The 13,519-nt window shown below is 69.6% G+C and carries 11 protein-coding genes; 6 read left to right on the plus strand and 5 right to left on the minus strand.

The genetic code is table 11. The features are described 5' to 3' along the window. Positions 1-16: 16 nt before the first annotated feature. From ACN675_RS01250 to ACN675_RS01260, 3 genes are read right to left on the minus strand one after another with little or no spacing between them, the layout of a single operon-like run. Positions 17-2,593, minus strand: coding sequence for a multicopper oxidase domain-containing protein (locus ACN675_RS01250; RefSeq protein WP_420749176.1), 2,577 nt, complete (start codon positions 2,591-2,593; stop codon positions 17-19). Further along, complete coding sequence (locus ACN675_RS01255) at positions 2,590-3,675, minus strand: hypothetical protein (RefSeq protein WP_420749177.1); 1,086 nt, start codon at positions 3,673-3,675, stop codon at positions 2,590-2,592. The genes ACN675_RS01250 and ACN675_RS01255 overlap by 4 nt, the downstream gene beginning before the upstream one ends. Beyond that, positions 3,672-4,427, minus strand: a complete 756-nt coding sequence (locus ACN675_RS01260; protein WP_420749178.1) for a helix-turn-helix transcriptional regulator — start codon at positions 4,425-4,427, stop codon at positions 3,672-3,674. Before ACN675_RS01260 ends, ACN675_RS01255 begins: the two co-directional genes overlap by 4 nt. Before the next feature lie 57 nt (positions 4,428-4,484). On the opposite strand from ACN675_RS01260, the gene ACN675_RS01265 reads away from it, so the two are divergent. Further along, positions 4,485-5,276 (plus strand): DUF2249 domain-containing protein, encoded by a 792-nt coding sequence (locus tag ACN675_RS01265; RefSeq protein WP_420749179.1) that lies wholly within the window; start codon positions 4,485-4,487, stop codon positions 5,274-5,276. A gap of 3 nt (positions 5,277-5,279) precedes the next feature. On the opposite strand, the gene ACN675_RS01270 is transcribed toward ACN675_RS01265, so the two are convergent. Further along, the gene (locus ACN675_RS01270) at positions 5,280-5,858 is read right to left on the minus strand and encodes a TetR/AcrR family transcriptional regulator (protein ID WP_420749288.1); all 579 of its coding nucleotides are present in this window, start codon (positions 5,856-5,858) and stop codon (positions 5,280-5,282) included. Positions 5,859-5,899: 41 nt separating this feature from the next. After that, complete coding sequence (locus tag ACN675_RS01275; RefSeq protein WP_420749180.1) at positions 5,900-6,697, minus strand: esterase/lipase family protein; 798 nt, start codon at positions 6,695-6,697, stop codon at positions 5,900-5,902. Between the two features lie 181 nt (positions 6,698-6,878). Between ACN675_RS01275 and ACN675_RS01280 the strand changes: the two genes are divergently transcribed. The 5 genes from ACN675_RS01280 to hmgA are packed head-to-tail and all read left to right on the plus strand — an operon-like array spanning position 6,879 to position 13,514. Beyond that, positions 6,879-8,681 carry a multicopper oxidase family protein gene (locus ACN675_RS01280; protein ID WP_420749181.1) on the plus strand — a complete coding sequence of 601 codons (1,803 nt, stop codon included), beginning with the start codon at positions 6,879-6,881 and terminating at the stop codon, positions 8,679-8,681. Next, positions 8,678-9,850 (plus strand): alpha/beta hydrolase, encoded by a 1,173-nt coding sequence (locus ACN675_RS01285; RefSeq protein ID WP_420749182.1) that lies wholly within the window; start codon positions 8,678-8,680, stop codon positions 9,848-9,850. Before ACN675_RS01280 ends, ACN675_RS01285 begins: the two co-directional genes overlap by 4 nt. Further along, the gene (locus ACN675_RS01290; RefSeq protein ID WP_420749183.1) at positions 9,847-11,124 is read left to right on the plus strand and encodes an oxygenase MpaB family protein; all 1,278 of its coding nucleotides are present in this window, start codon (positions 9,847-9,849) and stop codon (positions 11,122-11,124) included. Before ACN675_RS01285 ends, ACN675_RS01290 begins: the two co-directional genes overlap by 4 nt. Before the next feature lie 27 nt (positions 11,125-11,151). Further along, positions 11,152-12,207, plus strand: coding sequence for a lipocalin-like domain-containing protein (locus ACN675_RS01295; protein WP_420749184.1), 1,056 nt, complete (start codon positions 11,152-11,154; stop codon positions 12,205-12,207). Next, positions 12,204-13,514 (plus strand): homogentisate 1,2-dioxygenase, encoded by a 1,311-nt coding sequence (hmgA, locus tag ACN675_RS01300; protein WP_420749185.1) that lies wholly within the window; start codon positions 12,204-12,206, stop codon positions 13,512-13,514. The genes ACN675_RS01295 and hmgA overlap by 4 nt, the downstream gene beginning before the upstream one ends. Positions 13,515-13,519: the final 5 nt, after the last annotated feature.

The following is a 13,519-nucleotide window of genomic DNA, read 5'->3' on the forward strand; positions in this document are numbered from 1 at the left end:
CCTCCCGCCGCGACGGTCAAGGCAGGGGAAGCACCTCGACGACACCGTGCGCCCCCTTCTCGGCGTCGGTCATCGCGTGCGTGACGAACGGATAGCGACCCGGCTCCGGAAACTCCAGTTCCACGAATCCGCCTTGTGCCGGGAACAATCCGAGGGTCTGCGCTCCGCCGGTGCCGGGCCGCAGACGATACTCGCCCTCGGCCCACACCGTGTCGAACTGCCCACCGACCACGTGGAACGACGTGCCGCGGTCGGGACCGGCGGGCAGCACCCAGATGCGGACGCGCTCGCCGGTGCGGGCCTGCAGCGGAGCGTGGTCGTACTGATTCGCGTACCCGTTGAACACCACCAGATCCGGTGTTCCGGCGGCGACCTTCGCAGCGTCCACCTCGCCGCCCGGTGCACCGAGATACAACTCGGATTGCACGAGAACGTATTCGCGGTCCACCGCAGGCAGATCCGGCGGGTCGATGATCACCGCCCCGAACATGCCGTTGGCGATGTGCACCGACATCGGCATCGACGAGCAGTGGTACAACCACATTCCGGCGCGGGTCGCGGTGAACCGGTACGTCAGCGACTCGCCCGGCGCGATCGTGCGCATCGGACCGTTCGGGGCGAGCGCCCCGGCGTGGAAGTCGATCGAATGCCCGATCGTCCCGTCGTTGACGAGCGTGATCTCGAAGACGTCACCGATCCGGCCGCGCAGAGTCGGACCGGGTGCGGTGCCGCCGAACGTCCACAGCTTCTGCGTGATTCCCGGAGCCACCTCGCGCTCCACCTCCGAGACCGCCAGCGTCATCCGGTGATCGGGCCGGGCTGCCGGTGCGGTCGCGTCGTGCGGGACGAAGCCGGGTCCGGGGTCGATCATGAGACTGTGCGCGACGTCCACGGTGTCCGTGGTTGCACCGGCATGGAGCTCGGCGCCGTCGTGTCCGTCGTGCGACACCGGCGCGGCACCGGCGGCGCGGACCTGCAACGTCATCCCCATCTGACGGTGGCCGGCGACCGAGCACCAGCCGTCGACGGTGCCGCCGATCACCCCGGCATCGAGGACGGCGGACTCCCCGGGAGCAATCCGGCCCGTGCGTTTGCCGTTGGCGAGCACCAGATCGTGCCGATCCTCACCGGAATTGACGAACTCGATCACCAGACGGTCACCCGCCGGGACGTCGAGCACGGCCGGCACGAACCGCATGCCCTCGACGCGCACCTGGACCTCGGTGGTGTGCCCGGTCTCCGCGACCGCCACCGTGTCGACACTCGAAATACCCACGGCCGCCGGGTCGGCCGCCACACCACCGACCGCGGCGAACACGACCACCGCGACCCCTGCCGCCGCGATGCCGAGACGCCGCGCCGCGGGCATCGGTTCGCGCACCCCGGGTGCGGACGGCACGCCCCGCATGCGACGGGCCGCCAGCACCGCACGCACGACCAGCGGCAGGAACGACGCGAACGCCACCAGCACCAGCATCGAGCACACCACGCGCACGAGACTCGGCACCGGCAGCACGCACAGCACCAGACCCACGTTCGCGACCGACAACCGCCAGGGGGCACCGCGTTCGAGTTCGGCCATCGCGGCCTGCACCGCGGCCCGGCCCCCGATGACCACGGGAATCAGGTAGGTGAGGGCGCCGAGCAGCACCTGCGCGACGAACCCCGCCAGCAACGCCGCGGTCACCGCACCCGCGACCTCGGTGGCCTCGAACGGCGTCGCCGCGGTCGCCAGGCCTATCGCCAGGTACAGCAGGACACCGAACAGCCACAGCACACCGGCCAGCACCGACAGCGTCGCGAAGTCGCCGGGATGCTTGCGCCGGATCTCGTCGAGGTGCGGCTCGAGCACGTAGCCCGCGGCGACGAGATAACCCAGGACACCGGCGGCCGTGACGACGGGCAACCCCGCGACCGCACCGGCGACCCCGACGGCGAGCGCGGCCAGCAGCACCGGCAGACCGCGACGCGCGGCGTCCTCGACGCGCTGCGCCATGCGGGTGCGCAGCATCGTCGGCCACAGGGTGACGAGGGTGCCGAGCACGGTGAGGCCCACCCAGCCCAGGACGTTGATGCCCGCGTGCGCGAGAACCAGCCGTTCGTGTACTTCGCCGGGAAGTCGCGAATCGGCCATCGCCACACCGATTCCCGCGCCGACCGGCAGCATCGCGGCGGCGGCGACGTAGTAGCGCACGGTGTGCCCGAACCGGGACGGCAACGCCGACCGCAGGCGGCGCAGCAGCGTCGTGCCGTGCCACAGCGCCACGACCGCCACGACGCACCCGCCGACCAGCACGGCCGGCCACCATCCGGAGATCATCCCGGCGACCACGGTGACCGCACCGGCATTGAACACCAGCAGGCGCGCGGTCTCGGCCCGCCGGGACCCGGTCGGCCGCCGCAGCAACGCGTCGGTGAAATGACCGCTCCAGATCAGGATCGCGTTGCTCACCGCACCGAGACCGAGCACGTGCACGAGCAACCAGCCGGACTGCGGAATCCAGCGGTGCCCGACGGACACGACGACCAGCGCCGCGAGCCACGCGACGACGACCGATCCGGCACGTAGGTGCCAGCTCCCGCGCTCGTTCATGCCGGAACCTCCTGACGGGCGGGCCGCAGCGCGGAGGTGGCCGCGATCACGACGAACGCGAGGATCGCGACGATGCCGAGCGCGCCGCCGACCGTGACCGCCCACTCGACGCCGCGCACGTCACCGACTGCGACGCGCAGCAGCATCGACAGGTGCAGCAGCGCCACCGGTCCGTACATGAGCGGGGTGTACGGCAGTGGGCGCCGCACGACCGCCGGGAGGATCACCGGGGCGTGCGCCATGATCATCGAGATCACGAACCCGAGCATCACCGAGTGCACGACGGCGTCGTAGCCGGGACCGGAGGGGACGGCGCCGACGAGAAGCCAGGTCAGCGCCGGGACCGCCAGCCAGGCGTATCCGGCGAGCAGGCACACGGCCATGTAGCGGGCCAGGCCGGTGGCGCGGACGGTACGGCGTGCGACGTCGAAGCGCACCAGCCAGGCGACGAGGGCGAGCAGCGCGGCGCCGAGCAGCGGATAGCCGGCCGACGGCCACAGCAACGTGCCGACGGTGCCCGCCACGATCGCGCTCGCGATCGCGACCAGCAGGGGTTCGGCGGGTGTCCCGAGCGTTGCGACCCGGGCCAGTTCCAGGCGCTCTCCGGCGATGGTGAGGATCAGGAACGTGCACAGCCACGGGAGCAGTTCGGGGACCGGGACGTGCGCGAGCCACAGCAGTGCGGCTCCGGCCGCGAGGACACCGCCCCCGGCCTGGACGAGGACTGCGGGGTCCGCGGCTCGCCGCCACAGCGGCACGTAGATCGCGACGAGCGCTACGGTGCCTGCGAGCAGCAGCAATCCCGAAATTGTCTGGGGTGCAGGGGACATCATCACGATTCCGCCGGCGCCGAGCAGCAGTGGAGCGAGATATCCGGCGCTGCGGCCCAGCGCGACCGCGCGTTCGAGCGCGACGACCGTCCCGACGAACCCCAGCACCAGCAGGATTCCGTGTATCTCGGGCAGGCGTGCGGTGTCGACCGGGGCGGGGAGGCCGAGCAGCAACAGTGCGGCGTCGAGGCCGGCGAGCAGTGCCAGCCCGCCCGGAACCAGCAGCAGCGCGCGGCGCGGAACGGGATTCATCGCGACGTCCCTTCGTCGGCCGCCTGCTCGTCGACCGCCCGCTCGTCCAACACAGCGGGACCCGGGAACGCCGGATCGGGTAGGAACAGCCGGCATGCCCCGGGCTCGGCGAACGGGAGCAGGTCGAGCCCCGGTCCGGTCGCAGCACCGAGCTCCTCGAGCACGCCTTCGACGATGCCCAGGTGGACCTGGCACACCACGCTGGGGTAGCGGCGCGCGGCGTCGAGCAGGGGACACTGGCGCAGTGCGATGCCACCCGCGTGGCCTCCGTCGTGCGGATCGAACCCGAGGCGGACGAGCAGATCGAGCACCGACCGGTGCGGATCGTCCGGGTCGCAACCGGATTCGCGCGCGAGTTCGTGACCCCAGGCGCGTCCGGCGGCGCGGGCGTCGGCTTCCGGATCGAGGCTGGTGCGCGCGATGTGCCCGGCCAGGGCGGTGGCGAGTCCCGAGTACTCACGGCTCGCGCTCGTCGGGTCGGCGGCCGGGGTCGGCCGGAACAGTTTGGCAGGCCGGCCGCGTCCGCGGGCGGGCTCGGTGGTGGTTTCGACGAGATCGTCCGCGACCAGCGCGTCGAGGTGTTCGCGCACCGTGTTGGGGTGCAGTCCGAGGCGTTCGGCGATGTCGTTGATCCGGGCGGGGCCGTGGGCGCGGACGTCGTCGAGGACGGTGATCCGTTGCGGCGACAGCGCCGGGAGCGACGCCGCCGCGGGCGTCGGTCGGGGGCCGAGAAGGAGATCACTATTTTCCACGGAAATAACTGTAGTAAATTGATGGGTGATCGGCCACCTGCACAAGGAGAGAGTGGAATGACCACCGACACCGTCGTCGTTGCGGCTACTGCGGAGGACGCACACGCCGTCGACGCCATCAAGAACCATCACGCCGAGATCGCCGGACGAATCGCGTATCTGACCGATGCGCTGCTCGACGCCGCCGGAAAGAACGCCGCCGGAAAGAACACGGATGTCGAGGTCGCGCGCCGCGCGGTGGTCGACTACCTCACCGGCACCCTGTTGCCGCACGCGATCGCCGAGGAGCAGGCTCTCTACCCGGCCGCGGCCCGCCGCGTCGACGCGAAGCTGCTCGTCGAATCCATGATCGCCGTGCACCGGCGAATCGAGGCGCTGGTCGACCGCATCGAGCACGAGCCGTCCCCGACACGCGCCGCGGCCGCCGGATACGCGCTGCGCACGATGTTCGATGCGCACCTGGTCGACGAGAACGATCGGATCCTGCCGGTGGTCGCCGCGGACCCGGACGTCTCGCTCGCCGGTGCCGTCGAGGGCATGCACGACCTGCTCGGGGGCCACGACGACAACGCGTCCGAACAGGGGTGTGGGGGCCATGCCTGCACCTGCGGGGAGAAGGACGAACCCGATCCGGTGCTCGACGTGCGCGAGATTCCGCACGCGATCCGGCACGCGACGGTGTTCGGGGCGTTCGACGCGGTCCCACCCGGCGGCGCACTCGTACTGGTCGCCCCGCACGACCCGCTTCCGCTGCTGCATCAGCTCGCCCAGCGGACCGGCGGCCGATTGGCTGTCGACTACGAGGAACGCGGACCCGAGGCGTGGCGGTTGCGGCTCACCCGCGCGTGACCGTCACCGGGCGGTGAGGACGGCGAGCAGTTCCTGGATCTCGTCGACGGTCGGGGTGGCGAGGCTGTCCCGGCCGTAGACGAACCCGATGCCCGCGTACACGAGTGTTCCGGCGCGTACGCGGGCGGCGCGCTCGTCGAAACCGAGTTCACGGAAAGCGTTCTCGACCACGGCCATGATCCGCTGATCGAGTGCGCGCACGGACTCGGCGACCTTCGGGTCGGTGCGAGCCCACTCCCGCACCGCCACCTCCGCCGCCCAGGCCCGATCGTCGACGAGCATCGTGCCCATCCGCGCCAATCGCTCACGGACGGGCAGTTCCTCGAGGCTGGTCAGCCCTCGGGCGGCGTCGTTCTCCTGCGACGCGTACCGAGTGGCAATCGCCTTCATCAGTTGATCGATGTCGTCGAAGTGCCAGTAGAAGCTGCCCTTGGTGACGCCGAGTTCCTTGCAGAGCCGGGAGATCTTCACCGCCGCACGGCCTTCGGTGACGAGAAGCCGCAGTCCGGCCTCGGTCCAATCCTCGAGCGAGAGCCGTTTCCGTCGCTCTGCCGGACGTCCGGTCTCCGACGGCTGGCGCATCACGTCAACCACTCCTTCGTCTGTCTTCGACCGCGTCGAGCCTACACGCCGCCGTGCTCGACCGCGTCGAGTGCGAGAGCGCGTGCGAGGGGATCGCGGGGCAACACGAAGTGTCCGGCGCAGTTGCCGGGGTCGCGTTCCTGCAGCGTGACGACGGTTGTGCCCGGCACCAACGCACCGGCGGCGGGGACGACGAACCCGTCGCACGTCGAGACGATGTCCGTGTACCGGACGCCGTCGGTGATCGGCCCGCGGGCGTGGAGGTCGCGCAACAGGTCGGATCCGTGGATCACCTCGCGGCAGCCCGCGCAGACCGGGTCGATCACCGGCTTTTCGAGGCTCAGCACCAGGTCGTACGTGCCGATTCGGCGGCTGAGTTCCTCGGCGGCGGCGAGCCCGCCGATCTCGGTGCCGTCCCAGATCGGGCCGAGCGTCGTCAGCGACCGCACCGACCGCGATCCGTGGTCCTGCAGATAACGCTGGACGACGAGACCGCCGACGCCGTGGGCGACGACGTCCACGGTGCCTGCGCCTGCGAGGGCGGCGGCGAGGTCGCGCGCACCGGCATCGACTCCGCGCAGTCCTGCGAACGGCACGGGCACGTCGGCGGGTTCGGGTGCGCCCCAGGTGATCGGCAGGGCGCACCGGCCGGAGGCCCCGAGATCGGCGGCCAGTTCGTCCCAGGCGCCGGCATCGGATGCGATGTCGTGGACCAGTACGACCGGCGGCGCTGTCGACCCGGCGCACGGGTCTGCTGCCGGAGTCGCGGTGGCCGCGGCGGGGGCGCACAGGCCGGCCGCCGCCGCCAGGATCCATGCCCGTGTGAAAAGTCTTCGCACAGTTCTCCTTCGAGCGTCTCCGGGGGAGGAGCTCGCCCCCGCGGAAGGGTTCCAGCTCGACCTCATCGTGCCTGGTCGCAGCGATCTTGACTGAACCATACCCTATGGTACTGTGTGGCTCGGATCACGACCGGCTGCATTCCCATTCGTCCGCGCAGGGCTCGTCATGGAAGCTTTCTCGATGCGAAAACTCAGTCGCAGAACAATTCTCACGGGAATCGCCGTGGGGGCAGGAGCCGGGGCGACCGGGCTCCTCGCCGGCCGTGCGACGGCCGACGGTCCCGACATCGGCCGGCCCCTGCTGTTCCGTTCCCCGACCCTCACGCCGTTCGTCGACGAGCTGCCGGTGCTGGAGCAGGTGAGCGGATCGACGATCGAGATCGACGCCGTCAGCTCCACCCACAGCTTCCATCGCGACCTCCCGCCCGGCGCGACCCTCGCCTACGGCGACGGCTACCTCGGTCCGGTCATCACCGCGCACCGCGGCCGGCCCACCGAGATCCGGTACCGAAACCGCTTGAGCGCCCACCCTTTCGCCCCCGACTTCGATACCTCGCTGCACGGGATGAGCGAACGCGACCGCGTCGAGGTTCCGACCTCGCTGCACCTGCACGGCGGGGTCACCCCACCCGAGTCCGACGGCCACCCGGAGCTGGTCTCCCGGCCCGGCCAGGGCATGACCTACCGCTTCCCGAACCGGCAGGAAGCCGGGATGCTGTGGTACCACGACCACGCGATGGCGGTCACCCGGCTCAACGTCTACGCCGGGCTCGCCGGCGTCTACCAGCTCCGCGACGAGTTCGACACGGGCGAGGCCGGAAACCCGCTCGGTCTGCCCTCCGGCGAGTTCGACCTGCCGCTGGTGCTGCAGGAGAAGATCGTCAACAGCGACGGCTCGCAGTCCATCCGTTCGACCCCGATCGTGCCGCAGGGTCGCTGGGAGGGCGGCGCCGTCGGAGACGTCGGTCTCGTCAACGGCAAGATCTGGCCCGAGGCCCGCGTCGCGCGGGGTCTCTACCGGCTGCGCCTGCTCAATGCCGCCTCGTTCAGCGTCTGGGACCTGAGTTTCTCCAACGGCATGGTGTTCTGGGTCATCGGCATGGAAGGCGGACTGCTCGACGCACCCGCCGCGACCACCCGGATCCGGCTCGCGCCGGGCGAACGAGCCGATCTGCTCGTCGATTTCGCCCTGCTCGACCCCGGAGCCACCGTCGAACTCCGCAACACCGAGGACGCCGCACCCCAGGCCGCGCAGATCGGCGCGGTGCGGATGCCGGTGTTCATGCGCTTCCGCGCCGAGGCGGTGCGCGGATTCACCGGTCCGGTTCCCGCGACCCTCCGTGGGGGAGCGGGGCAGCCCCACCCCGTGGGCCCGATCCCGCAACCGCAGGTCGTGCGGAACGTTTCGATGAGCCAGCCGTCGGACGTGCGCCTGCCGCCGTCGATCATGTCGCTCAACAACCTTCGCTTCCACAGCGACGACATCGAAATGCCGCGACAGGGCACCGTCGAGCAGTGGAACATCGTCAACGCCACCCCGGATCCGCACCCGGTGCACCTGCACCTGGTGACCTTCCGCGTCCTGGGTCGGCAGGCGATCAACACCCTCGCGATGTGCGCGCGCCAGCCGCAGCCGCCGCTCGGGATCAAGTGGACCCCGGATCCGGATCCGTTCGTCGTCGAACCGCCGCGCGGGCCGCAACCGTGGGAGACCGGATTCAAGGACACGGTCATCTGTGACCCGAACTCGGTGACGCGGATCGTGGTTCGGTTCCCGACCGCCGAGGAACTCGGCTTCGACCCCGATGCCACCTTCGCCACGGACCTGGTCCAGACCATCGGCAACGGCGATCACGGCCACACCGATCCGGCGGCACACCGGGAGCATTCCGGCGCGCACACGCTGCAGGGCTACGTGTGGCACTGCCACATCCTCGACCACGAAGACCACGACATGATGCTGAAATACCGGACGGTGACATGACTTCCAGGACCGAGATCCGCGACCACTTCCAGCGCATCCCGTACGAACCGGCGAACGACGGCCGGGTCGAGATGCATTCGGGGCTGAGCCGCCACTATCCGACTCTGCACGCCAATCTGGTTGCAGAAAAAGGATATTCGACCGAGGTTGGGGTGATCATGTGTCATCCCGCATCGAACTTCCTCAGCCACTTCCTGCTGAAGGCGATCGCCGAGCAGGGCATCCCCGCGATGGGGCTCAACACCCGCTACGCGTCGAACGAACCGGCCCTCATCATGGAGCGCGCCGCCTTCGACCTCGGAACCGGCGTGCGCTGGATGGCCGACGAACTCGGCTTCGAGAAGGTCGTGCTGCTCGGGTTCAGCGGCGGCGGCTCGCTCGCCTCCTTCTACCAGTCACAGGCCGAGAATCCGACCGTCACCGAGACTCCCGCGGGTGATCCGGCACCCTTCGCATCGGCCGGATTGCGGCCCGCCGACGCGCTCATGCTGGTCGGTGCCCACCCCGGCCGGGCGCGGGTGCTGCGGCACTGGATCGACGGTGCCGTCGTCGACGAGGCCGATCCGTACCTCACCGACCCGGACCTCGACCTGTACGCGCGCACCGCGCCGCTCGACCCCGAGTGGGTGCAGCAGTACCGGGACGCGCAGCTGGCCCGCATGCGGCGCATCGATGCCTGGGCGCTCGACCAGCTCGCCGACCTGAACCGCACCGGCGCCTCCGACCGCGGCTTCGTGGTGCACCGCACCGTCGCCGACCCGCGCTTCGTCGACCTGACGATCGACCCCAGCGACCGCGAGCTCGGCAGCATGTACGGCGATCCGAAGGCCGCGAACACCGCCGCCGGCGGGCTCGCCCGGTTCGTGACCGTCCGCAGCTGGCTGAGCACGTGGAGTCCCGACCACACCAACGCCGACGCGCTCACCGATCTGCAGTCGGTGCACGCCCCGACGATGGTCATGAGCCTGCTCGGCGACCAAGCCGCGTTCGCCGAGGACTCGCGGCTCATGCACGCCGCGCTGCCCCGCGACGCCGAACTGATCGAGATGCGCGGCCTCAACCACTATCTGGTGGACCAGCCCGGCGGGTTGAACGACGTCGTCACCCGCCTCGCCGGCTGGATCCGCCGCACCGTCCTCGACGATCGGAACCAGGAGGTCCCGGCATGACCGGCACCATCGCGCGTGAGACACCCGACGAGATCGACCGCTGCCCGTCCGCGTTCCCGTACTGGGAATCCGTTGCGACCGAACGTGTCCAGCGGGTGCGGCGACTCGTGTTGAAACTCACCGGTTTCGACATCCTGCCGACCGACGAACAGGCCCGCGCCCTGTGCAACGACCTCTACAGCGGTGACCCCACCGCGGAACGATTCGTCGAGGAGGTCTACCACGGGGAGACCGGGCCGAAGCGGACGCGCGAGATGCTCGAGATCGCCCTCGCCGAGGGCATCGACGCGGTGCCCGACGCACCCGAGTCGATGCGCGCGCTGTTCGAGGAGTTCGAAACCGTGCCCGACTGGGTGCAACCGGAACTCGTCGAGCAGGGCGCGGCGATCTGGCGACGCTGGGGCACCATGCTGTTCAGTTTCGCCGGCGCCGAAACCCTCGAGATCTACACCGAGGCCGCGGTCGCGACACCGCTGTCGCTGGCCGGTGGCTACGCCGGGGACAACGCGCTGCGCCGATTCCTCGAGACCTGCCGCTTCTGGATGGACGTGTCCGAACCCGGCGCGCTGCTGACCCCCGGATCGAAGGGCCGCGCCACCGCACTGAAGGTGCGCGTGATGCACGTGTCCGTCCGCTCCCGGGTGGCGAACCATCCCGAGTGGGACCAGTCCAAGTGGGGCCTGCCCATCAGCCAGACGTACATGATGCTCACTCTCATCGCCGGCAGCGTCACCCCGGGCCTGGCACTGTGGGTGCTCGGGTACCAGACCACCCCGCGGGAGATCCGCGCGCTCATCCACTTCCAGAAGTACATGGGCTACTTGCTCGGGGTGCGACTGCGCTGGTACCCGGAAACCATCGGCGACAGCCTGCGGGCACTCGCGACCACCGTGGTGTCCCGCTCGCACGACTCCGGAAAACACGGCAAGGAACTGATCGAGTCGTACCCGCAGGCGTTCGCGCCGCGCGACGGACACCGCGGTCTGACCCGCCTGCGCGAGGCCTACAACTTCCGCATCAACTCCGTGTACTCGGCGATCTACATGGCCCCCGGCACCCGTCGCAAGTACTCGATGCCGAAGGTGCTGCCGTGGTTGATCATTCCGATCGCCCGGTTCCCGCTCATCACCGCGATGGAACTGGCGCGCCGCTTCGTCCCCGGCGTCGCCAAGGTGCACGAGAAGATCATGGTCGCCCATCGCGAGAACTGGTACCGAGCTCAGATGCAAGGACGCGAAGCACAATTCGACGCCAGCGGCGCACTGCGACGCTGACACCGCCACCACTGGGGAAGGGACACTGTGGCTGCACTACAGATCGTCGAGGCCTGGAACGGACCGGGCCGTCGCGACGGCGAGATCACGACCGTCGCACCGAGCGACAACGGAGCCCATCCGTCGACCGACAAGCGCGCCTTCGAACACTGGTACTTCGATGCACACCTCGACGACGGACGCATCGTCGTCGCGATGCTGCAGACCCGGGAACTCGTGCACCGCAAGCCCGGTGTGGAGATCCACGTCTACAGCCCGGACGGTAAGCGCCGCGAGGTGGTCCGGCAGTTCACCGACGAGGATCTCGCGGTTTCCACCGAGAAGTGCGACGTGCGGGTCGGTACGAACTTCGCCCGCCTGACCGGCGAGGAGAACGGACTGCCGGTCTACCGGGTGAAGGTCGCCGAGGGCGATCTCGGGTTCGATCTCACGTTCACCGCCGAGGTGCCGCCGTGGATGCCCGGTCGCGGGCAGACGAGCTACAACGACCGCGAGTTCTTCGCTTGGGTCGTCGGCGCGCCCCGCGCGAAGGTCGCCGGCACCGTGACCGTCGACGGCGAGACCACCACCGTCGCCGGTCGCGGCTACCACGACCACAACTGGGGCGTGGGCGACATGAAGCGGATCATCGACAAGTGGTACTGGGGCCGGTTGTACACCGACGACTTCACCCTGGTCTACGCGATGGTGCACACGCAGAAGAAGTACGGCAATCACTGGTCGCAGCCGGTGATGGTCGCGCGCGGCAGCGAGGTGATCGTCAGCAACGGCGAGGTCGAGATGACCGAGGGTCCCACCGTGTTCGACCCCGTCGCCGATCGCACCTATCCGACGTGGCTGCGGATCCGCATCCCGGATGTGCTCGACGTCAGGCTGGACGTCCGCGAGATCGTGCACGCGCACAATCTGCTCGAGGACATTCCGCTCGCGGCGAGCCCGCTGATCAAGCCGATCGTCAACCGGCTCATCGGGCGGCCCGGGTACTTCCGGTTCCGCTCCGACTTCTCCCTGTCGGTGTCCGTCGACGGTCTGACCCAGGAGCGGCACGGCTCGACGCTGCACGAAATGGTTGCACTGACGTGACGGCCGGTTCGGTGGACCTCGACTACCTCCACGGGTTCGGCAACGAACACCACAGCGAGGCGATCGCGGGGGCGCTGCCGTGGGGCCAGAACTCGCCGCAGCGCGCCCCGTACGGGCTCTACGCCGAACAGCATTCCGCGACGGCGTTCACCGAACCACGCGGAATCAACAGGCGCACCTGGACGTACCGGATCATGCCGTCGGCCGCACACCCGGCGTTCCGGCGGATCGACGACGGGAACTGGGCGTCGGCGCCCCTGACCGGGGGACTGGTGACCCCGAACCGGCTGCGGTGGGACCCGCAGCCGGTACCCGGCGCCGGTCGCGATTTCGTCGACGGCGTCACCACCTACGCGGTCAACGGAGACGTACTCTCCCGCAACGGGATCGCCGTGCACCTGTACGCGATCACCGAGTCGATGACGGACCGGTACTTCGTGAACGCCGACGGCGAGATGCTGTTCGTGCCGCAGGACGGGGAACTGCTGCTGTGCACCGAGTTCGGTCGCCTGGCGGTTGCGCCCGGTGAGATCGCCGTCGTCGGACGTGCCGTACGGTTCCGGGTCGAACTGCTCGACCCGGCCGCCACCGGATACGTGTGCGAAAACTACGGTGCCGCATTCGAACTGCCCGAACTCGGGCCGATCGGCGCGAACGGCCTCGCCCATGCCCGCGACTTCCTGTACCCGACGGCCTGGTACGAGGACCGTGCCGGCACCTTCGAACTCGTACAGAAGTTCGGCGGTCACCTGTGGGCCACCGAACTCGGCCACTCGCCGCTCGACGTCGTCGCGTGGCACGGCACGCACGGCGCGTACAAGTACGACATCTCCCGGTTCAACGTCATGACCACCGGCGGCTGGGACCACCCGGACCCGTCGATCTTCACCGTCCTGACCTCGGCCACCCCCATACCGGGGCAGGCGAACGTGGATTTCGCGGTGTTCCCCGAACGCTGGGTCGTCGGCGAACACACCTTCCGCCCGCCGCACTTCCACCGCAACGTCATGACGGAATTCATGGGACTCGTTCGCGGCAGGCACGATTCGAAGGCCGAAGGGTTCGTTCCCGGCGGCGCGTCGCTGCACAACCAGTGGGGTGCGCACGGACCGGACCTGGAGACGTTCGAACTCGCGAGTGCCGCGGAACTCGCCCCCGTCAAGCTCGAGAACACCATGTCGTTCATGTTCGAGACCCGGCTGCCACTGGCCGTCACCGACACCGCCCTCGCCGCGGCCCACCGTCAACCCGACTACGACTCGTCGTGGTCCGGCCTCGCTCGTCGCTTCACTCCGCCCTCACCCTAGGAGTC

The sequence above is a fragment of the Rhodococcus sp. O3 genome, assembly GCF_048897285.1.
In the GTDB taxonomy this organism is placed as follows: Bacteria; Actinomycetota; Actinomycetes; order Mycobacteriales; family Mycobacteriaceae; genus Rhodococcus.